22 protein-coding genes are annotated in these 18818 nt (G+C 66.4%); 13 read left to right on the top strand and 9 right to left on the bottom strand.

Annotated features, from left to right (window positions below):
* Positions 1-70 precede the first annotated feature (70 nt).
* From rsmA to CJZ82_RS01555, 7 genes are all read left to right on the top strand, one after another.
* Complete coding sequence (gene rsmA / locus CJZ82_RS01525; protein ID WP_094554005.1) at positions 71-931, top strand: 16S rRNA (adenine(1518)-N(6)/adenine(1519)-N(6))-dimethyltransferase RsmA; 861 nt, start codon at positions 71-73, stop codon at positions 929-931.
* Entirely contained in the window at positions 924-1934 is a 1011-nt protein-coding gene (gene ispE, locus CJZ82_RS01530; RefSeq protein WP_094554006.1) for a 4-(cytidine 5'-diphospho)-2-C-methyl-D-erythritol kinase, read from the top strand. Before rsmA ends, ispE begins: the two co-directional genes overlap by 8 nt.
* Positions 1931-2245 carry a DUF3082 domain-containing protein gene (locus tag CJZ82_RS01535; protein WP_094554007.1) on the top strand — a complete coding sequence of 105 codons (315 nt, stop codon included), beginning with the start codon at positions 1931-1933 and terminating at the stop codon, positions 2243-2245. The genes ispE and CJZ82_RS01535 overlap by 4 nt, the downstream gene beginning before the upstream one ends.
* A gap of 201 nt (positions 2246-2446) precedes the next feature.
* The gene (locus CJZ82_RS01540; RefSeq protein WP_094554008.1) at positions 2447-3430 is read left to right on the top strand and encodes a pyruvate dehydrogenase complex E1 component subunit beta; all 984 of its coding nucleotides are present in this window, start codon (positions 2447-2449) and stop codon (positions 3428-3430) included.
* A gap of 1 nt (position 3431) precedes the next feature.
* Positions 3432-4946: a protein translocase subunit SecD gene (secD, locus tag CJZ82_RS01545; protein ID WP_094554009.1), complete on the top strand. Its 1515-nt coding sequence runs from the start codon at positions 3432-3434 to the stop codon at positions 4944-4946.
* A 6-nt stretch (positions 4947-4952) separates the two neighbouring features.
* Complete coding sequence (secF, locus tag CJZ82_RS01550) at positions 4953-5984, top strand: protein translocase subunit SecF (RefSeq protein ID WP_233129958.1); 1032 nt, start codon at positions 4953-4955, stop codon at positions 5982-5984.
* Positions 5984-6169: a hypothetical protein gene (locus CJZ82_RS01555; protein WP_094554010.1), complete on the top strand. Its 186-nt coding sequence runs from the start codon at positions 5984-5986 to the stop codon at positions 6167-6169. Before secF ends, CJZ82_RS01555 begins: the two co-directional genes overlap by 1 nt.
* Here CJZ82_RS01555 and CJZ82_RS01560 read toward each other — a convergent pair whose 3' ends face one another.
* Genes CJZ82_RS01560 through mnmH form a run of 4 tightly spaced genes read right to left on the bottom strand, consistent with a single transcriptional unit; the run spans position 6170 to position 9732 of the window.
* Positions 6170-7171 (bottom strand): AI-2E family transporter, encoded by a 1002-nt coding sequence (locus CJZ82_RS01560; RefSeq protein ID WP_094554011.1) that lies wholly within the window; start codon positions 7169-7171, stop codon positions 6170-6172. It abuts the gene before it with no gap.
* On the bottom strand, positions 7168-8241 hold the full coding sequence (locus CJZ82_RS01565; RefSeq protein WP_094554012.1) for an AI-2E family transporter: 1074 nt from the start codon (positions 8239-8241) through the stop codon (positions 7168-7170). Before CJZ82_RS01565 ends, CJZ82_RS01560 begins: the two co-directional genes overlap by 4 nt.
* Entirely contained in the window at positions 8238-8639 is a 402-nt protein-coding gene (gene psb28 / locus CJZ82_RS01570; protein WP_094554013.1) for a photosystem II reaction center protein Psb28, read from the bottom strand. Before psb28 ends, CJZ82_RS01565 begins: the two co-directional genes overlap by 4 nt.
* 22 nt (positions 8640-8661) lie before the next feature.
* Positions 8662-9732: a tRNA 2-selenouridine(34) synthase MnmH gene (gene mnmH / locus CJZ82_RS01575; RefSeq protein ID WP_094554014.1), complete on the bottom strand. Its 1071-nt coding sequence runs from the start codon at positions 9730-9732 to the stop codon at positions 8662-8664.
* A gap of 77 nt (positions 9733-9809) precedes the next feature.
* Between mnmH and CJZ82_RS01580 the strand changes: the two genes are divergently transcribed.
* Positions 9810-10535: a GUN4 domain-containing protein gene (locus CJZ82_RS01580; protein WP_094554015.1), complete on the top strand. Its 726-nt coding sequence runs from the start codon at positions 9810-9812 to the stop codon at positions 10533-10535.
* A gap of 51 nt (positions 10536-10586) precedes the next feature.
* On the top strand, positions 10587-11000 hold the full coding sequence (locus CJZ82_RS01585; RefSeq protein ID WP_198949615.1) for an ATP-binding protein: 414 nt from the start codon (positions 10587-10589) through the stop codon (positions 10998-11000).
* 13 nt (positions 11001-11013) lie between these two features.
* Here the strand turns inward: CJZ82_RS01585 and CJZ82_RS01590 are convergent, their stop codons facing one another.
* Positions 11014-11304 carry a DUF6439 family protein gene (locus CJZ82_RS01590; RefSeq protein WP_233129959.1) on the bottom strand — a complete coding sequence of 97 codons (291 nt, stop codon included), beginning with the start codon at positions 11302-11304 and terminating at the stop codon, positions 11014-11016.
* A gap of 66 nt (positions 11305-11370) precedes the next feature.
* Here CJZ82_RS01590 and CJZ82_RS01595 point away from each other — a divergent pair, with 66 nt between their 5' ends.
* Entirely contained in the window at positions 11371-11700 is a 330-nt protein-coding gene (locus tag CJZ82_RS01595; RefSeq protein WP_233129960.1) for a hypothetical protein, read from the top strand.
* On the opposite strand, the gene CJZ82_RS01600 is transcribed toward CJZ82_RS01595, so the two are convergent.
* From CJZ82_RS01600 to glnA, 3 genes are all read right to left on the bottom strand, one after another.
* Positions 11697-11978, bottom strand: coding sequence for a hypothetical protein (locus CJZ82_RS01600; RefSeq protein ID WP_094554140.1), 282 nt, complete (start codon positions 11976-11978; stop codon positions 11697-11699). The genes CJZ82_RS01595 and CJZ82_RS01600 overlap by 4 nt on opposite strands.
* A 150-nt stretch (positions 11979-12128) precedes the next feature.
* Entirely contained in the window at positions 12129-13190 is a 1062-nt protein-coding gene (locus CJZ82_RS01605) for a class I SAM-dependent methyltransferase (protein ID WP_094554019.1), read from the bottom strand.
* 112 nt (positions 13191-13302) lie between these two features.
* Complete coding sequence (glnA, locus tag CJZ82_RS01610; protein ID WP_094554020.1) at positions 13303-14724, bottom strand: type I glutamate--ammonia ligase; 1422 nt, start codon at positions 14722-14724, stop codon at positions 13303-13305.
* 249 nt (positions 14725-14973) lie between these two features.
* On the opposite strand from glnA, the gene CJZ82_RS01615 reads away from it, so the two are divergent.
* Both CJZ82_RS01615 and CJZ82_RS01620 read left to right on the top strand, forming a co-directional pair.
* Positions 14974-15492: an allophycocyanin subunit beta gene (locus tag CJZ82_RS01615; RefSeq protein ID WP_094554021.1), complete on the top strand. Its 519-nt coding sequence runs from the start codon at positions 14974-14976 to the stop codon at positions 15490-15492.
* Positions 15493-15595: 103 nt separating this feature from the next.
* Positions 15596-16759, top strand: coding sequence for an alanine--glyoxylate aminotransferase family protein (locus CJZ82_RS01620; RefSeq protein ID WP_198949616.1), 1164 nt, complete (start codon positions 15596-15598; stop codon positions 16757-16759).
* Here the strand turns inward: CJZ82_RS01620 and CJZ82_RS01625 are convergent.
* Positions 16729-17238 (bottom strand): nucleoside deaminase, encoded by a 510-nt coding sequence (locus CJZ82_RS01625; RefSeq protein WP_094554022.1) that lies wholly within the window; start codon positions 17236-17238, stop codon positions 16729-16731. The genes CJZ82_RS01620 and CJZ82_RS01625 overlap by 31 nt on opposite strands.
* Positions 17239-17355: 117 nt before the next feature.
* On the opposite strand from CJZ82_RS01625, the gene CJZ82_RS01630 reads away from it, so the two are divergent.
* Complete coding sequence (locus CJZ82_RS01630; RefSeq protein ID WP_094554023.1) at positions 17356-18810, top strand: pyridoxal-dependent decarboxylase; 1455 nt, start codon at positions 17356-17358, stop codon at positions 18808-18810.
* The last annotated feature ends 8 nt before the right edge of the window (positions 18811-18818 follow it).

The following is an 18818-nucleotide window of genomic DNA, read 5'->3' on the forward strand; positions in this document are numbered from 1 at the left end:
TCTGTAAGCCAGAGATAGCCAGAGATCAGCCGCTCGGCCGGGCAATCTGGAAGGATCGCCAGTGATGCCCATGTCCTTCGGGGGCCACCACACCCGCAAGCGCTTCGGTCAGCACTGGCTCACCGACGGCAGCGTGCTGGAGCGGATCGTGGCGGCGGCGGAGCTGCAGCCGGGGGAGCGGGTGCTGGAGGTGGGCCCGGGCCGCGGAGCCCTCACGGAACGGCTCCTGGCCACATCGCTGGCGGAGCTCCATGCGATCGAACTCGACCGTGACCTCGTGGCCGGCCTGCGCCACCAGTTCGCTGGCGACGAACGCTTCCAACTGCTGGAGGGCGACGTGTTGCGCCTGGATCTACCAGCGACGGACAAGGTGGTGGCCAACATCCCTTACAACATCACAGGTCCCCTGCTGGAGCGGCTGGTCGGCCGGCTTGACCGCCCCCTGGCCAGTCCCTATCGGCGTCTGGTGCTGCTCGTGCAGCAGGAAGTGGGCGAGCGCATCCGGGCGGTGGCCGGCAGCAGCGCCTTCAGCGCCCTGAGCGTGCGCCTCCAACTGCTGGCCCGCTGCAGCTCGGTCTGCGCCGTACCACCCCGCTGCTTCCAGCCGCCACCGCGGGTGATGTCGGAGGTGATCGTGCTCGATCCACTGCCGCCATCCGAGCGGCTGGATCCGGAGCAGGCCGGGCGGCTCGAGGGGCTGCTCAAGCGCTGCTTCTCTGCCCGTCGCAAGATGCTGAGGAACAGTCTGGCCGGGCTCTGGCCCGAAGAAGAGCTGAGCGAGCGGGCCCAGCGGGCGGGGGTCTCCCTCCAGCAGCGGCCCCAGGAGCTCTCCCCCCAGCGCTGGGTGGAGCTGACCCGCCAGCTGTACCTCTCGCCACAGAGCCCACGTGAGTGCCACGCACCCATCCCAGATCCAACCGCCCATGGTTGACCCTCTCTCAGCTGAAACCCGCTCGGCCCCCGTGCTGGTGGAGGCCCCGGCCAAGATCAACCTGCATCTGGAAGTGCTCGGGCTGCGCAGCGATGGCTTCCACGAGCTGGCGATGGTGATGCAGAGCCTCGATCTGGCCGATCGCCTGGCCATCGAGCCGCGAGGCGATGGGGCGATCGTGCTGCGCTGCCACGACAGCACCCTTCCCACCGACGGGAGCAACCTTGTGGTGCGGGCCGCCGAGCTGCTCAGGCAGCACGCCGGCCGGCCGGAGCTTGGGGCCACGATCGAGCTCGAGAAGCGCATTCCGATCGGCGCCGGCCTGGCCGGCGGCTCCAGCGACGGAGCCGCTGCCCTGCTGGGCCTGAACCGGCTCTGGGGGCTCCAGCTCGGCGACAGCACCCTGCAGCAGCTGGCGGCGGAGCTCGGTTCGGATGTGCCCTTCACACTCTCCGGCGGCACCCAGCTGTGCTTCGGCCGAGGTGAAATCCTCGAGCCGGTGCCCCTGCCTGAAGCAGGTCCGCGCGCCCTGGGACCCCAGGGGCCCGAAGAGCTGGGGGTGCTGCTGATCAAAGACCCGGCCGCCAGTGTCTCCACTCCCTGGGCCTATGGCCGTTGCCGTGAGCTGCGGGGAGATTTCTATCTCGAATACGAGAGCGACTTCGAACAACGGCGGCAGAACCTGCGCGATGGAGCGCTGCTGGCCGCTCTGCATGGGGAGAGAGCCCTGCCGCCCCTGCGCAACGACCTGCAGGCGGTGGTGGAGTCGGAGCAGCAGAGCGTGCGAACGGGGCTGGCCCTGCTGCGTCAGGCGATCGATCCCCTGGCGGTGGCGATGAGCGGGTCAGGGCCCAGCCTGTTCGCCCTCTTCCCTGGACTGGAGCGGGCCGAGGCAGCCCGTGACCAGCTCAGGGATCGCCTCGCCGATGGAGGATTCGAGGTCTGGTGCTGCCGCTGCCGCAGCATGGGGGTGAGGATCGTGCAACCAGACCAGGCCCCATGAGCACTCCGGAGCCAACCGAGTCCAAGCCAAGCGCCCCTCGCAAGGGACCGCTCAGTTTCCTCTCCGGCGCCCTCACCAGTGGGCTGCTGGCCTGGGTCAGCCTGGGCCTGAGCGTGCGGGTGGTGGGTTGGTACAGCCTGCATCCGCCGCACTACAGCAAGGCCTTTGCCCAGAGCATCGGCACGGCCATGAAGACGCTGGTGGTGGGCATGAGCTTTCTGGCCACCTTCACCTTTGCCTTCGTCGCCCTGGGGCTGAGCCTTGTCTTCATTCGCAGCTTGCTGCCGGTTGAAAAGGGCGAGGCTTCCTAAGCTTCCAGCGAGCCTGACAACGCCATGACTCCCCACGACCTCGGCCTGCTGGCCCTGTTGCTCTCCCCTGGCATGCTGCTCTCGGTGCTGTTGCTGGCCACCTTCGCCGCCGGGGGCTGAGCCCGACCAGCAACCGCCGGGAGCCGAAGCCTGAGATAAGTTGGCCGCTCCACCGGCAATCGCCGGGCTCGCAGACCGTCCGTGGCCGAGACCCTTCTCTTCAACGCCCTGCGCGATGCCATCGACGAGGAGATGGCCCGCGATCCCTACGTTTGCGTGTTCGGGGAGGACGTCGGCCAATACGGCGGGTCCTACAAAGTCACCAAGGATCTCTACGAGAAGTACGGCGAACTGCGGGTGCTCGACACTCCGATTGCCGAGAACAGTTTCACGGGCATGGCCGTCGGTGCCGCGATGACCGGCCTGCGACCGATCGTGGAGGGCATGAACATGGGTTTCCTGCTGCTGGCCTTCAACCAGATCTCCAACAACATGGGAATGCTGCGCTATACCAGCGGCGGCAACTACACCATTCCCACGGTGGTGCGCGGTCCCGGGGGTGTGGGGCGCCAGCTGGGAGCTGAGCACAGCCAGCGCCTCGAGGCTTATTTCCACGCCGTGCCCGGCATCAAGATCGTGGCGGTGAGCACCCCGACGAACGCCAAGGGGCTGATGAAGGCTGCTATCCGCGACAACAACCCAGTGCTCTTTTTCGAGCACGTGCTCCTCTACAACCTCAGCGAGGAGATTCCAGAGGGGGATTACATCTGCTCTCTCGACCAGGCGGAGGTGGTGCAGGAAGGCACGGACGTCACGATCCTAACCTATTCACGGATGCGCTACCACTGCCTGAAGGCGGTGGAGCAGCTTGAGGCTGATGGTGTGAGTGTGGAACTGATCGATCTGGTCAGCCTTAAACCCTTCGACATGAAGACCATTACCCGCTCGATCCGCAAGACCCACAAGGTGCTGGTGGTGGAGGAGTGCATGAAAACCGGTGGCATCGGCGCCGAATTGCTGGCCCTGATCACCGAGCACTGCTTCGATGATCTCGACGCCCGGCCCGTACGCCTTTCCAGCCAGGACATTCCCACCCCCTACAACGGCGCGCTCGAGAATCTGACGATCATCCAGCCCCACCAGATCGTCGCGGCGGCACGCCAGCTCAAGGCAGGCACGATCTGAGATGGCACGCCAGCAGGGGTTGTTTGCCCTGATCCTTGCCCTGGCGATCGCCGCCGGGGCCGTTCTGTTCAGCTTCCCCCTACAGCTCGGTCTGGATCTGCGAGGCGGCAGCCAGCTCACCCTGCAGGTGCTGCCTGCCGGCGCCATCAAAACGGTGAAGCGAGAGCAGCTGGAGGCCGTCAAGGAGGTGCTCGACCGCCGTGTCAACGGCCTGGGCGTGGCCGAATCCACCCTCCAGACCATCGGTGAAGACCAGCTGGTGCTGCAGCTTCCGGGCGAGCAGGACCCCACCCGGGCCGCCAAGGTGTTCGGCACCACCGCTCTGCTCGAATTCCGCTCCCAGAAGCCCGGCACCGAGAAGGAGATGCAGGGTCTGCTGCGGCTCAAACGCCAGGCCCAGGCCGTGCTCGACCTCAGCCGGCGGCGCACCCTGGAGGATCAGGCCCAACCCGCGGCACCAGGCAAGCCACCAGCCCCGGCCCCCAGCTTCCCCGCCGAGGATCTGGCCAAGGCCCTGCGGGAACTCGGGGTGGAGGTGCCGGCAGGGGCCGGCGAAACCGAGCAGATCGAAGCCCTGCTCGATGAAGTCAACAAACGGGTGGTGGCCCTCTACGAGCCAGCCCTGCTCACCGGCAAGGACCTGGTCAGCGCCGGCCGGCAGCAGCAGCAGACCGGCACCGGCTGGGACGTGACCCTGAGCTTCAACCGCGAGGGCGGCGAGGCCTTCGCCAAACTCACCCAGTCGATCGCCGGCAGCAATCGCCTGCTCGGCATCGTGCTCGATGGCCGCTCGATCAGCGAAGCTTCGGTGAGCAAGGAGTTCGCCGTAGCCGGCATCACCGGCGGCTCCGCCAGCATCACCGGCAATTTCACGCCCGAAGAAGCACGGGATCTGGAAGTTCAGCTCCGGGGCGGCTCCCTGCCCCTGCCGGTGAAGATCGTCGAGGTGCGCACGGTCGGCCCCATGCTCGGCGCCGAGAACATCCGCACCAGCCTGGTGGCCGCCCTGTCGGGGCTGGTCCTGGTGGCGATGTTCATGGTGGTGGTCTATCGGCTTCCCGGAGCGGTCGCAGTGGCGGCCCTCAGCCTGTATGCCCTGTTCAACCTGGCCATCTACGCCCTGATCCCGGTCACACTGACCCTCCCTGGGATCGCCGGTTTCATCCTCTCAATCGGCATGGCGGTCGACGCCAACGTGCTGATCTTCGAGCGAGTCAAGGAGGAGCTGCGCGCCGGAACCACCCTGATCCGCTCGATGGACTCCGGCTTCTCCCTGGCCTTCTCCTCGATTCTCGATGGCCACGTCACCGGACTGATCAGCTGTGTGTCCCTCTTCGCCCTGGGAACCGGCCTGGTCAAGGGCTTTGCCGTGACCCTCGGCATCGGGCTGCTGCTCAGCCTCTTCACTGCTCTTTCCTGCACCCGTGTGTTGTTGCGCCTGATGATGAGTTACCCCGCGCTTCGTCGAGCCAGCTACTTCCTGCCCAGCCGTGAACTGCCCTCGTCAGCCGCCTGAGCACCCATGACACCTTCTCCGTCCGGAACGGCAATGATGCCGCCGATCCAGTATTTCCGAATCACGCGCTTCAGGCGCATCGCCTGGTGGGGTTCTGCTCTGGCCTGCCTGATCAGCCTGATCGGCATCGGCCTCTCCTGGCTCAACCCCGCCATCGGCGCCCCGCTCAAGCCTGGCCTTGATTTTACCGGTGGCACCCGCATCCAGATAGAGAGGGCCTGTGAGCCCAACTGTTCGGCGGTCACGGTTCTCCATGTGTCAGAGCGACTCGACAGCCTGAAGCTTCCAGCCGAGGGTGATGTGGCAGCACCAGGCCTCAGGGGGGCCCCCGTACAGGTGTTGGACCAGGGGCGGTCGATCGAGCTGCGCCTTCCCAGCCTCAGTGTTGCCCAGGGGACCGCTTTGATCGACCAGCTTGCCACCAGCCTGGGGCCCTTCGAAGATGGAGGTTCGTCGGTTGACACGATCGGACCCACCCTCGGGGACCAATTGCTGCGCAGCAGTCTCCTCTCCCTGCTGGTGAGCTTCGCCGCCATCGCCATCTACATCACCCTCCGCTACGACCGGATCTTCGCTTTTCTGGCCATTTTCTGCCTGGCCCACGATGTTTTGATCACTACCGGAGTGTTCGCCTGGCTCGGGTTGTTGAGGGGGATTGAAGTGGATTCCCTCTTTGCGGTGGCGCTGATCACCGTGGCCGGCTACTCCGTGACTGACACGGTGGTGGTGTTCGACCGGATCCGGGAGCAGAAAGCAAGCCTGGGGAGTCTGCCCTTCAGTGATCAGGTGGATGTGGCCGTCGATGCCACCTTGACCCGCTCCCTTTACACTTCGCTCACCACCTTGCTGCCCCTGCTGGGGATCCTGTTCTTCGGGGGCAGCAGTCTGTTCTGGTTTTCCGTGGCGCTCACCGTCGGCATCAGTGTCGGCAGCTGGTCGAGCATTGGTGTGGCCCCCACCCTGCTGCCCCTGTTCAGCGGCAAGGGCTTCGTGGGCTCAGCTCCATCGGATGGGGCGGCCCCTGCCGGCGCAGCTTGATGCGGCGCCTCCCGCCGCTCATCCCCGTGCTGCTGGCTCTGTTAGCCCTGGGCGATCTCAGGTCGGAACTGCGGCTGCTGGCCGACCACTTCACCTGGTCGTCCATGCTCACGGCGATTCAGCAGCACCCCCTGGCCGTATCGGTCCTTCTGCTCACCCCCAGCCTGATCAGGCACTACCGCTGATCAGGTCCAGCGGTCCATCACCTGCTCCACCAGAACCCGCTGGAAGATCACCTGCAGCACCACCACCAGTGGCAAGGCCAACAGCACGCCTGGCAGCCCCAGCAGGGCACCAAGGCTCAGCTGAGCCATCAGGGCCACCGTGGGCAGGAGGTTGACCGTGCGGCTGAGCAGCAGCGGGGTGAGCACGAAGGCTTCGATGTTCTGCAGCAGCAGGCGCAAGATCAGCACCTGCGCCACCTTGGCTGGAGAGATCAGCAGGGCCACCGCCAGGGGCAGGGCCGTTGCCACCGTCGGGCCAATCGTCGGTACGAAGGTGAGCAGCCCGCAGACCAGTCCACTCAGCAGGGCGAGGGGCACCCGCAGCAGCGCCAGTCCCGCCCAGGTGAGCAGGAACACCGCCACCGCCGAGATGGTCATCCCCGCCAGCCAGCCGCCGAGAGCCTCGCGCGACTCCCCCAACAGCGAGCGCATCTGCTCTCGCCAGAACTGGGGAGTGGCAGCCAGCACCAGCCGCTGATGGTGCCTTGGATCCAGGGCCAACAGGATGGCCAGCAGCACCATCAGCAGGATCTGGATCGTGGAATTCGCAGCGCCCCCCGCCACTCCCAGCAGCTGGGTGCCCAGGGGCTGCAGCTTGTCCCAGGTGGCCAGCTGAAGCAACCGCTCCTCGAAGCTGCGAAAAGCCATGGAGCCGCCGGCCAGATCGCCGAGTCGCTCCAGCAACACCGGCAGCAGCTGGGTGAACTGATTGGCCTGCTGCAGCAGCTCGGGCAGCAACAGCTCCGAGACCTTCCAGCCCACCACCACCAGGGTCACGATCACCAGGGCCACGGCGCTGGGGCGGTTCAAGGGCAGACGGCGGCGCAGCAGGCTCACCGGCACATCCAGCGCCACCGCCAGCACCACGGCCCCGAAGAGCACAAGCAGCACCCAGCGCAGTTCCCACACCAGCAGGGCCAGCAGCACAAGGGCGAGGGTCCCCAGCAGGGCACGGCCGTTCACGGGGACAATCGCTGGCGTTTCCAGGGATCCAGGATGTCGTGGATGACCACCTCCCGCAAGATCACCTGCACGCACACCGCCATCGGCAAGGCCAGCAGCAGGCCCAGTGGTCCGAAGATCACGGTGAACAGGAACTGGGCGGTGAGGGTGAGGCCGGGCAGCAGCCGAAGCTTGGCGTGCATCACCGACGGGGTGATCACGTAGCTCTCCAGGTGCTGCACCACCACGTAGAGACCCAGAACGGCAAGGGCCTTCCAGGGGGCGTCGAGCAGGGCCACCGACATCGGGAAGATCGTGCTCAGGGTGGGCCCCACATTGGGGATCACATTGAGCAGACCAGCCAGCAGGGCATTAGCCACCACCAGCTTCACCCCAAGCAACGACAGACCGATGCCCGCCAGCAGAGCCACGCAGACCGAGCTGATCGCCACCCCCACCATCCAGTCGCTCAGGGCCGCTCCGCAGAGGTCGAGCACCTGGCGCAGTCGCCGGCGATAGAAGGAGGGGGCCAGCAGCACCGCCACATCGCGATAGCCGGTGGGCTGGACCGCCAGCATCAGGGTCACCGCCAGCACGAACACAAGTTGCAGGGTGCCGGTGCCCAGGTTGCTCGCCAGGCCAAGCAGCCTCAGGGCACCGCCGCCAAGACCACCGGCCACCACATCGGGGCTCGGCCCCCTTGCGGGCCAGAGCTGCTGAAGCCACTCCAGCGAGCCATCATGGCGACCCCAGAGGATCCGGCTGACGTTGGCCAGCATCCGGCGGGCCAGGCCGATCAACACATCCGCCGCATCGGGCAGCTTGGCCAGCAGCTCGGCGAACTGCTCCACGAAAGGAGGGATCAGCACCGCACCGCCCACCACCACGACCAGGGCCACGGTCCCCAGGCTGATGGTGAGGGCAAGGGGCCTGGAGCAGCCCAGCCGCGCACGCACCGCCCCAACCAGGGTGCAGATCGCCAGGGCCAGCACCACCGCGGCAAAGAGCTGAAGCAGTAGCCCCCGCAGGCTCCATAGCAATGCGACGGCAGCGACAATCGCCGCCAGGCCCAGCCACTGCCCGAATTTCAAGCTTCTGCGGGCCCGCCCTCAGCGGCCGGATCGGGGCTGGCCGGATCGGCCTCTGAATCGCCATCTTTATCGGCAAAACCAAGGCCATGGCCTTCGGCGTAGCGCTCGGCGAAGCGCATGAACCGATCGAAGTCCAGCTCCGTCTTCCAGGTGTAAGTGGCCTCAAGGGCGCTGGGTTTGCCGTTCACGAACCGGGCCTTCACCTCCCGGGTCACCAGCTCGCCCTCCTCGTCGAGCAGGAACATCCCAGTGATGTCGCCCATGGTTTCAGGAGCCAGCGCCTGGGGTTGCTCGAACACGAAGAGGGCCTGGCCGGTTCGCCCATCACGGGAGCGGGTGAGCCGGATATCGGGAACCACGGGTTCGTCCACCCCGCGAAAGAACTGAATAGCCGTCATCGGGGTGGGGCAAAGCCTGATCCTAAGCAGACCCTCCGATCTCGCCTTCACCCTTCACAAGGTCTTGATTCAGAAGCCAGGTGGCGGAGCGCTCCTCGTCCCAGTCATGGAGATCGAGCGAGTGATGGATAGCGCCGGGCTCAGGTCGTTGGCGCTGACGCTCGAGCTCATGGTCGTAGCAGCGGTCGTAATAGTCGAGCATCCAACGGCAGGCCTCGCTCCAGTCGCTTCGCTCAATCGCCGCCAGGGCCGCCTGGGTGCGCTCCGGTCCCAGCCGCCGGGCGATTCTGCGGGTGGCCTCCGCCAACGCCTCGGGCTCCTGAACCCCGTAGACCGCCACCAGTCGGCGCAGCCGCTCGCCCAGGGGCCGGCGGATCTCCAGAACCGCAGCGCTCTGCATCTGCCGCCAGAGACTCGCCGGGATGCGGCAGCGCCCCACCTGGGCACTTTCCGCCTCCAGCCAGATCGCACCGGCACCCGCGCAGCTGACAAGGGCCGCCGCCAGACGGTTTTCATAGTGCTCGTTGCTGGGCTGGGGCGGCAGCCCGAGCCCGCCGAAGCTGCTGCCGCGGTGGTGGGCCAGTCCCTCGAGGTCGACCACCGCCACCCCGCGGCGGGCCAGCTCCAGCAGCAGGTCGGTCTTGCCGGTACCCGTGCGCCCGCCCAGCAGCATCAGCGGCCAGGGGTGCTCGAACCTGGCCAGAACCCAACGGCGGTAGGCCTTGTACCCCCCCTCAAGGAGCTGCACCGACAATCCCAGGGTCTCGGCCAGCCAGCCGACGCTGGCGGATCGCATGCCACCACGCCAGCAATGGATACGCAGGGGCCCACCAGGGGCCGACTGATGGTGAGCGAGCAGCCCCTCGCCCAGGGCCGCCAGCTTCGGACCCACCAGCGCCAGTCCCGCCTGAACCGCCTGCTGGGAGCCCCGCTGCTTGTAGGTCAATCCGACCTCGGCCCGCTCGAGGTCGCTGAAAAGGGGCAGATTGCGGGCTCCGGGAATATGGCCCTGGGCAAACTCCGCCGGACTGCGCACATCCAGCACCGCTCCTTCACCCGCCAGGAAGGGGTCGATCGCCATCCACGACGCCATGGCGCCCCACCCCCCCCCCTTGGACCTTGCCTGACATAGTGGGCCCACGCCGGCCCGGCTCAGGCCCGCCGAACTTCATGCTTTCCGGTCCACCCGCTTCCGCCACGGCCAGCGCCGAACAGCTGCTGGAGCGTTTCAGCTCCAGCTCCCCACGCCAGCGGCGGAGCCTGCTCCCCCAGATCGAGGCCCGATCCCAGGAGTTGCGCCCTTTGCTTCTGCAGGCCCTCCGCGGCCACGATCCCGACGGAGACGACTGGATCGCCGGCCTTTGGGTTCAGATGCTGCTGGCCGAAGACGACAACCACAGTCAGGCCCTGCTTGAGGAATATCCGGGCGGTTGGCTGAACCTTGCCAGTGGTGATGGCATCGCCTATGCCCCCCTGCAGGAGGCCCTGGCCCAGCGCTCCTTCGAGCTGGCTGATCGCATCACCAGCGAGGTGCTGCGGCAACTGGCCGGCTCCGAAGCGGTCCGCCGCGGCTACGTCTTTTACAGCGAGGTGGCCCCCATGCCCAGCCTTGATCTGACCAGCCTCGATCGGCTCTGGGTCTGCTACTCAAGGGGCCGCTTCGGTTTTTCGGTCCAGGGGAGACTGCTGAGGGCCTGCAACGGTCGCTGGGACCAGCTCTGGCCCAGGCTGGGCTGGAAGAGTGAAGGCACCTGGACCCGTTATCCCAGTGGCTTCCAGTGGAACCTGGAGGCGCCGGAAGGACACATGCCATTGATCAACCAGTTGCGCGGGGTGCGCCTGATGGATGCCCTGCTCAATCATCCAGCTTTGCAACACCGAATCGTCACCGGCTGAGCCTGGGGCGCCCTTGAGCGTTAGGGTCAATTTCAGCCATGGTTGGTGTGGATGCTTCGGCGCCTGATCAGTCCGCTGAAGTGGACCGACTTCATCACTCCCTCCACCCTTCAGTTAGCCCCCCTGCTGGAACTGCTGCTGGAGCCGATGGCCACGGCTTCCAACCTGGCGGAGCTGCAACTTGGCCTGCAGGAGGCTCTGGTCAACGCGGTGAAGCACGGAAACGGGTGTGACCCGCGCAAATGCCTGCGGATCCGGCGCATCCTCTCGCCCAACTGGGTGATCTGGCAGATCCAGGATGAGGGCTGCGGAGTCCCGGCCTGCTCACGCTCCGGCGTGCTGCCCGAGCGCAGCGATGCCTGCTGCGGCCGGGGCTTCTTTCTGATTCACCACTGCTTCGATGATGTGCGCTGGAGCGAGCGCGGTAACCGACTGCAACTGGCGGCCCAGCGGCACCGGACCTGACTTTCAGGCTGCTTCAGTGGCCGTGGCTGGGGCAGCCGGGATCACGCAGATCACCCTTCAACCAGGCCAGACCGTGCTCAAGCAGTTCGATCGCCCGCTTCTGGGCGTCGCCCTCGAGGCGGTGGGGCGGGCTGTCCTCGGCGAGCAGGTGCACTAGGGCCGCCGCTAGCTGCTCAGCCGCCCGTCTGGGCTTGTGACCCTTGTGGGCATGCCAGTCGCGGCCATCGATGGCCAGAAGCCGCTGCAGCTCCTCAGCCAGCTCACGGCTGGTGGGCGGCCAGGCCTGGGGGGATCCGCTCCGCATGGCGGCAGCAGGCGCTGAAGAAAGCGGCACTGGACGAAAGACATCGTTGAGAGCCATCCTGACTCCATGGCACCTCCTTCGCGGCGTCAACCGCGGCGCCGATCCTCCCGATTGATCAACCGCCCATCCAGCCGCCGCTCCGGCTGGCTGCATGGGCTCTCCACCCTGCTGGCCGTGGCAGGTCAGGGGGAGCGGCTGGCAGCCCAGGAGCGCTCCAGTCCGGTGGATCTCTCCAGCTCCGAAAGGAGACTGAGCCAGCGGCTTGAGCTGGGTCAACGCCTGCTTGATCCCCTTCCGGCCCCCCTGCGGAGCGGCCGCTGGCAGGACCAGGTGCTCTGGCGGGCCCTGCGCTGGGGTGGAGGCGGATTGATCCTGGCCTGGTGGCTGCTGCGCTAGGCGGCCAGCAACAGCCCGGGGGCCTCCCCGATCACCTCCACGAGGTAGGGACTGCCCTCGGCGAAAAGACCACCGCTGGCGAAAAGGACATCCTTGGTGGGAGTCGGCAGCGGGGGCTGAAGCTGGGCGCGTCGCCAGGCGTGATACATCGAGCGGCGGTGGCGGTCTTCCTGGAGTACGAGCCTGTCAGCACCCAGGCTCGGACTCTCGCCCGCCAGCAGTGGGGTGCGCAAGCGAACCCCGTAGCCATGGGCTTCGATCTGAACAAGCCCCTCCATCAGAACCGTCTGAAAGGACCAGCCCTGCAACCAGCGCAGATGAAATGGATTGGAGTTCAAAGCAAGGCACCCGGGTGCAGCGAAAATCTATTCACGTTCCTCTGGAGTTGCAGCAATCGGGCGACCGCTGTGCTGCAGCGCTGACGCCGCTCAGACCAGAGGCTTGGTGGCGGACCAGACCCTGGTCATGAAATGGGACTGGGCACTGATCCCACCGAAGCCGGCCTGAGCCAGGCGCGCCTGGATGTCGTCGGAGATGTAATCGCGGTAGTAGGGCTCATGGAAGGCCCGACGGAAATTCTCGAGCACGGCTGAGAACTCGGGGGAATCAGCCAGCTGGATCGAGTCGGCCAGCACCAGCACACCGCCTGGCTCCATCACCCGGAAACACTCCCGCAGGACGTTCTGGCGGGCTTCGGCGGGAAGCTCATGGAAGAGGAACACACAACTCACCGCCTGGAAGGTGCCGTCGGCGAAGGGCAGGGCCTCGGCATTGCCCTGCACCAGCTGGGGCAGCTCCCCCGGCAACTGGCTGAGGCAGCGGTTGGCTTCGCGCAGGTAGGACGCCGAGAGGTCGAGGCCCACCAGCTGGATCTCCCCGAGACCACCGCGAAGCTGGCGCAGGGTGCGGCCGGTGCCGGTTGCCACATCCAGCAGACGCAGCTGGCCGGGTGAGCGCTGGGCGAAGGCCCGCAGCCCACGCTTGAGCGGAGCGATCAGGCGGCGGCGCATGGCATCGGCGCTGCCGTTGAACAGGATTTCGACCTGGAGGTCGTAAAGCGCAGCGGAATGGTCGCTCAGGTAGCCATCGGTCTGATGGTGGAAGTTCTGCAGGTAATAGGAGGGGTAGTCCTCGGGGCGTACATCCCTTGGCAGATCCCGCACCTTGCGCTGGGTGCGGCGGTTCCACTGACGGGGGGTGTCCAGCCAGACCAGGGGGTAACGGGCCGCCCAGTCGAGCCAGGGGGCATCGAAGAGGAGGGAGGGGGGATAGAGGCCACTCTCAGCCTCCTGCCAGTCGGTCTCCAGCAGCCGGTCCATGGAGGTCTTGAGTGCCAGGGTCATCTGGGCAGGCACCGGCACCGTCTGGGGGGCGCCCTGGGGATCGACCAGACGCATCAGCCGGCCACCAAGCTCCTTGTGGGCCAGGCCCATGATCGTCTTGCCCTGCTGCAGGGCCTGGTAAGCGAACTTGCTGACGGTGTCGGGCATGGGGTGCCGGTGAGAAAGCGGCAATCGAAGGACTCCATTTCAGCCGATCCACCCGGCAGCTGCGAGGGACCACTGGGGAATCCGCCAGCTCCACGCCGCGCGCCAGCTCGGTTCAGCCGTCGTAGTAGAGCGCGAACTCGTGGGGATGGGGTCGCTGCCGCAGCTGCTGCACCTCATCTGTCTTGAGGGCGATCCAGGTGCGGATGAAGTCCTCGCTGAACACGTTCCCGGCCAGCAGATACTCGTGGTCGGCCCCTAGAGCCGCCAGTACCCCGTCGAGGGAACCGGGCAGCGTGGCGATCGGCTCCACATCTTCCGGGGGCAACGCGAACAGGTCGAGATCCATCCCGTCGCCCGGGTCGATCTGCTGACGGATGCCGTCCAGACCCGCCATCAGCATGGCGGAGAAAGCCAGGTAGGGATTGGCCATGGCGTCGCCGCTGCGGAACTCGAGTCGCTTGGCACGGGGGTTATCACCGCTGAGAGGAATGCGCACAGCCGCGGAGCGGTTGCCCTGGGAATAGACCAGATTCACCGGCGCCTCGAAGCCCGGCACCAGGCGCTTGTAGCTGTTGGTGGTGGGGTTGGTGAAGGCCAGGAAGCTGGGGGCATGGCGAAGCAGTCCTCCGATGTACCAGCGGGCTGTCTGGGACAGATCCGCATAGGTGCCCAGCCCGAAGAACAACGGTTGACCGTCCCTCCAGAGGCTCTGGTGAACGTGCATGCCGCTGCCGTTGTCAACGAACACCGGTTTGGGCATGAAGGTGGCGGTGCGCCCGTATTTGCGGGCCACGTTGCGCACCACATACTTGTAGATCATCACGTTGTCGGCCGCGCTGATCAACTCAGCGAACCTGATGCCCAGCTCCTGCTGGCCAGCGGCCCCCACCTCGTGGTGATGCTTCTCGATCGGCACCCCCAGCTGAGCCATGGTCAGCAGCATCTCGCTGCGGATGTCCTGAAAGGTGTCGCTGGGGGGAACGGGGAAATAACCCTGCTTCGCCTTCATCTTGTAAGCAAGATTGCCGCCCTCCTCCAGCCGGCCGCTGTTACAGGGGGCTTCGATCGAATCGACGCTGTAGAAGCAGCCCCCCTCGCTGGAGCCGTAGCGCACGTCCTCGAACAGGAAGAACTCCGGTTCAGGACCGAAGTAGGCCGTGTCGGCCAGGCCTGAGCCGGCCAGGTGCGCCTGGGCCCGCTGGGCCAGCGACCGGGGGCAACGCCCATAGGCCTCGCCGCTGCGGGGCTCCTGAATCGAGCAGATCAGGCTGAGGGTTTTATGGCGAAGGAAGGGATCAATCCAGGCCGTGGCCGGATCGGGAACCATCGCCATGTCCGATTCATGGATCGCTTTCCAGCCCCGGATCGAGGAGCCATCGAAGGGCAGGCCCGTCTGAAACGACTGCTCATTGAGCAGGTCGGCGCAGATGGTGAGGTGCTGCCACCTGCCATGGAGATCGGCAAACTTGAGATCGATCAGCTCAAGGTCCTCGTCCTTGATCCGGCGAAGCACGTCCTGGGCTGAGTTGGCCATGGGGGCAGGGAAGGACTGAGGGGAGGAAGGCTGGCGGCAGCCAGAGCGGGCAACCGGAATCGATGCTTAGGCCGCTCCACCCTGGCTTTCGTCTCCGTTGTAACCCTCGACCCGGTCCGTGCCGTGGCGTGAGCTGGCAAGCCAAGCTGCGTAACCGTTTCTGTCAGATTGGCCAGATCCCATGGCTGGACAGGGATCTGGCCAGACCCAGATGCTAGTTTCCGATCCAGGTGAGACGATCTCGACGTCATGCGCGATGCCATCACCGGTCTGATCGGCCGGTATGACCAGCTGGGGCGCTATCTCGATCGCGATGCGATCGACAGCATCGCCACCTACCACTCCCAGGCTGAAGTCAGGCTGGCAGCGGTGGAACTGATCAATCGGGAAGCGACTGAGATCGTCCGGGATGCCAGTCGGCGTCTCTTCGAGCAGGACCCGGAACTGCTGCTCCCGGGCGGCAACGCTTACACAACCCGCCGGCTGTCTGCCTGCCTGCGGGATATGGACTATTTCCTGCGCTACGCCAGTTACGCGCTCGTGGCAGGCGACCCCACCATCCTCAACGAGCGGGTCCTCAATGGCCTCGACGACACCTACAAGAGCCTTGGGGTCCCAACCGGTCCCACGGTGCGAAGCATCGTTCTGTTGGGCGAAGTGCTGGCGGAGCGGCTGGCGGAAGCGGGTCTTGAGCCAGGGAATCTGATCAGCGCTCCGTTCGAGCACATGGCCCGTGGTCTGGCTGACACCAATCTCAGGGCCAGCTGAGGGCCGTTGGCTCAGTGCTTAGGCTGACGTTCATCGATCCTTAGTTTCGCCGCAGGTCTTGGTCACCCTGACTTCCTCCCCATCCATCTCCCCGGCGGCCGCCGTGAGTGATCGCCATCGCCTGAATCTGGGGCCGATCGCCACTCCCGACCGGCTACTGCTCGGTCCAGGACCGTCCAACGCCCACCCCACGGTGCTGCAGGCCCTCGCCCGCACCCCGATCGGTCACCTGGATCCCCTCTACATCGAACTGATGGGTGAGGTGCAGGATCTGCTGCGCTACGCCTGGCAGACAGAGAACCGCCTCACCATTCCGATGAGCGGCACGGGCAGCGCCGCCATGGAGGCCACCCTGGCCAACACGGTGGAGCCAGGCGACAAGGTGCTGGTGGCCGTGAAGGGCTACTTCGGCCTGCGCCTCGTCGACATGGCCGGACGCTACCGGGCCGAGGTGGCCACGATCGAGCGGCCCTGGGGCGAAGCCTTCACGCTCGAGGAGATCGAGCAGGCTCTGGCCAGCCACCGCCCGGCGATCCTGGCGATGGTTCATGCCGAAACCTCCACAGGCGTCTGCCAGCCAATGGAGGGGATCGGCGAGCTCTGCCGCCGCTACGACTGCCTGCTGCTGCTCGACACGGTCACCTCTCTCGGTGCTGTGCCAGTACACCTTGACGCCTGGGGTGTGGACCTGGCCTACAGCTGCAGCCAGAAAGGTCTGAGCTGCCCTCCAGGCCTCGGCCCCTTCACCATGGGGGAGCGGGCTGAAGCCAAGCTGGCGGCCCGCACAGGCCAAGTGCCCAACTGGTATCTGGATGTCTCCCTGCTCAACCAGTACTGGGGCAGCAACCGGGTGTACCACCACACCGCCCCGGTGAACATGAACTTCGGCATGCGCGAAGCTCTGCGGCTGCTCGCAGAAGAGGGCCTGGAGCAGGCCTGGAGCCGACACCGCAGCAACGCGGAGCGCCTCTGGGAAGGCCTCGAACGCCTTGGCCTCGAGCTGCATGTGCCCAAACACCTGCGCCTGCCCACCCTCACCACGGTGCGCATTCCCGAGGGTATCGATGGCAAGGCCTTCTCCCTTCACCTGCTCAACACCCACGGCATCGAGGTGGGCGGTGGCCTGGGCGCCTTGGCTGGCAAGGTCTGGCGTATCGGCCTGATGGGCTTCAACAGCCAGCCGGAGAACGTCGATCTGCTGCTCAACCTGCTCGAAACGGAACTTCCCGCCTTCCGTCAGTCCGCGCCTGTCGCCTCAATCGCCTGAGCTCGCCTCCGACGTCTGAACCAGCTTTCCAGCAGCTCTCTGGCCTCCTGCTCCCTCACACCCGCCATCACCTCCATGTGGTGATGCGCGCTTGGGTCGGCAGCCAGATTCAGACAGCCGCCCAGGGCTCCACGCTTGGCATCCCCAGCGGCGAAGACCACCCGACCCATCCGGGCCTGGATCAGTGCTCCGGCGCACATGGGACAGGGCTCCAGGGTCACCAGCAGGCTGCAGGCGTTGAAACGCCAGTCGTGAATCAGGCGCGCGGCCTGGCTGAGCGCCACGAGCTCGGCATGGCCCAGGGGGTCCTGCTGGGATTGACGCCGGTTCGTTCCCCAGCCCAGAGCACGGCCAGCCCCATCGAGAACAACTGCCGCCACGGGGATCTCGCCGGCCTCGCCCGCCCGCTGCGCCATCCGCAGCAACCGCGCCATCCAGAACTGCTGGCAGCTGAGCGGCAGGGGGGCAGGGTGTCGCATAGGCAGAAGGTGGGAGGCTGAAGCGGCGCACAGTCCACCGAGACTGACAGCCAGCCACCAGATCCAAGGTCATCCCCGAACGGCCTGCAGCTCTCGTTGCTCCCGTTACACGAGACAATGATTCCCCCGACCGCCTTGCCCTTGGCCGTCACGCCACACCAGGAGAGGGCGCTCGATCCCCTGCCCTTCGCCTCACCGGGCGTCTTCGACGCGAATCTGGAGGCGTTCCTGCAGGACGCCTCCCATCAGCTCTGCCGCTGGCTGGGCTCGGCTGAGACCCGTCCGCCCCTGCCGGGCCTGAGCCTGCTGCCCACCGTGGAGCCGGAAGTTTCGGGACTGGGAGCGCAGAGGCTGCTCGCGGATCTGCACCTGGTGATGGAGGGGGCCTACAACCCGAACCACCCAGGCGCCCTGGCCCACCTCGATCCCCCACCTCTGAGCGCCTCGATGGTGGGGGACCTGATCTGCGCTGGGCTGAACAACAATCTGCTGGCCGAAGAGCTCTCCCCGTCGCTCAGCCGTCTGGAGCGGAGCCTGTGCGGCTGGCTGGCCCGGCGGCTTGGCCTGGGGGAGCGGGCCGGTGGTGTCCCCGCCAGCGGCGGCAGTCTCAGCAATCTGATGGCCCTTGTCACTGCGAGGGAAAGCCGCGGCCTGCGCGGCGCCCCCGAGGCCGTTGTGCTGTGCGGCCTCGACAGCCACACGTCGCTGGAGAAGGCGGCGATGGTGATGGGCCTTCCGGCCGCTGCCCTGCACCGCCTGCCGCTCGATGACGACGGCCGCCTCCAGCCGGAACTGGTGGGCGAATGCCTGCAGACCCTCAGCGCCTCCGGCATCCCCGTGATCGCCCTGGTGGCCACGGCTGGCACCACCGTTCGCGGGGCCGTGGATCCCCTGGTGGAACTGGCCGCCCTCTGCCGCTGCCACGACATCTGGCTGCATGTCGATGCGGCGATCGGCGGAGTGCTTGGTCTGAGTGAGCGCCACCGCCAGCGGGTCGAGGGCCTGGGGCTGGCGGATTCGGTCACGATCAACCCCCAGAAGCTGCTGGGGATCACCAAGACCTCCTCCCTGCTGCTGCTGGCTGATCCCACCGCCCTGGAGCGAAGCTTCGCCACGGGGTTGCCATACATGGAGCTCAGCCACGAAGGGGGACATGGTGGTGAGTGCGGCCTGCAGGGCAGCCGCAGTGCCGAGATTCTCAAGCTGTGGCTTGGCTTGCGCCAGTTGGGCCTCGATGGCATCGAGGTTGTGATCGAGGGGGCGATTCAGCGACGGCGCCGCCTTCAGCAGCTGTTGCAGGAGGGACAAGGCAGCGGCGATCTCAGCCTGCTCAGCGGCCCGCTGCACCTGCTGGCCTTCCGGCCTCGCCAGCTGGATGCCGCCGGCTGCGAGCACTGGTCGCAGCACTGCCGCCAGGAGCTGCTGGCCCACGACCTGATGCTCTCCCGCCCCCGCTACCAGGGGAAACACCACCTCAAGGCAGTGCTGGGCAATCCCCACACCCAGGAGGAGCATCTGCAGCGGCTCGCCGGGGTGGTCAGCCAGTCGCTGCGGTCCGGGGATCTGACCTGAAACCTCAG

It is taken from the genome of Synechococcus sp. 1G10, assembly GCF_002252625.1.
Taxonomy (GTDB): domain Bacteria; phylum Cyanobacteriota; class Cyanobacteriia; order PCC-6307; family Cyanobiaceae; genus Regnicoccus_A.

Excerpts from the sequence above, each read along its gene's own strand:
- CJZ82_RS01555 (WP_094554010.1), top strand. The coding sequence starts at position 5,984 with ATGCGGCGCCTCCCGCCGCTCATCCCCGTGCTGCTGGCTCTGTTAGCC.
- CJZ82_RS01600 (WP_094554140.1), bottom strand. The coding sequence starts at position 11,978 with ATGGAGGGGCTTGTTCAGATCGAAGCCCATGGCTACGGGGTTCGCTTG.
- CJZ82_RS01605 (WP_094554019.1), bottom strand. The coding sequence starts at position 13,190 with ATGCCCGACACCGTCAGCAAGTTCGCTTACCAGGCCCTGCAGCAGGGC.
- psb28 (WP_094554013.1), bottom strand. The coding sequence starts at position 8,639 with ATGACGGCTATTCAGTTCTTTCGCGGGGTGGACGAACCCGTGGTTCCC.
- rsmA (WP_094554005.1), top strand. The coding sequence starts at position 71 with ATGTCCTTCGGGGGCCACCACACCCGCAAGCGCTTCGGTCAGCACTGG.
- secD (WP_094554009.1), top strand. The coding sequence starts at position 3,432 with ATGGCACGCCAGCAGGGGTTGTTTGCCCTGATCCTTGCCCTGGCGATC.
- mnmH (WP_094554014.1), bottom strand. The coding sequence starts at position 9,732 with ATGGCGTCGTGGATGGCGATCGACCCCTTCCTGGCGGGTGAAGGAGCG.
- CJZ82_RS01625 (WP_094554022.1), bottom strand. The coding sequence starts at position 17,238 with ATGCGACACCCTGCCCCCCTGCCGCTCAGCTGCCAGCAGTTCTGGATG.
- CJZ82_RS01615 (WP_094554021.1), top strand. The coding sequence starts at position 14,974 with ATGCGCGATGCCATCACCGGTCTGATCGGCCGGTATGACCAGCTGGGG.
- CJZ82_RS01535 (WP_094554007.1), top strand. The coding sequence starts at position 1,931 with ATGAGCACTCCGGAGCCAACCGAGTCCAAGCCAAGCGCCCCTCGCAAG.
- ispE (WP_094554006.1), top strand. The coding sequence starts at position 924 with ATGGTTGACCCTCTCTCAGCTGAAACCCGCTCGGCCCCCGTGCTGGTG.
- CJZ82_RS01580 (WP_094554015.1), top strand. The coding sequence starts at position 9,810 with ATGCTTTCCGGTCCACCCGCTTCCGCCACGGCCAGCGCCGAACAGCTG.
- glnA (WP_094554020.1), bottom strand. The coding sequence starts at position 14,724 with ATGGCCAACTCAGCCCAGGACGTGCTTCGCCGGATCAAGGACGAGGAC.
- secF (WP_233129958.1), top strand. The coding sequence starts at position 4,953 with ATGACACCTTCTCCGTCCGGAACGGCAATGATGCCGCCGATCCAGTAT.
- CJZ82_RS01590 (WP_233129959.1), bottom strand. The coding sequence starts at position 11,304 with ATGCGGAGCGGATCCCCCCAGGCCTGGCCGCCCACCAGCCGTGAGCTG.
- CJZ82_RS01585 (WP_198949615.1), top strand. The coding sequence starts at position 10,587 with ATGCTTCGGCGCCTGATCAGTCCGCTGAAGTGGACCGACTTCATCACT.
- CJZ82_RS01595 (WP_233129960.1), top strand. The coding sequence starts at position 11,371 with ATGGCACCTCCTTCGCGGCGTCAACCGCGGCGCCGATCCTCCCGATTG.
- CJZ82_RS01630 (WP_094554023.1), top strand. The coding sequence starts at position 17,356 with ATGATTCCCCCGACCGCCTTGCCCTTGGCCGTCACGCCACACCAGGAG.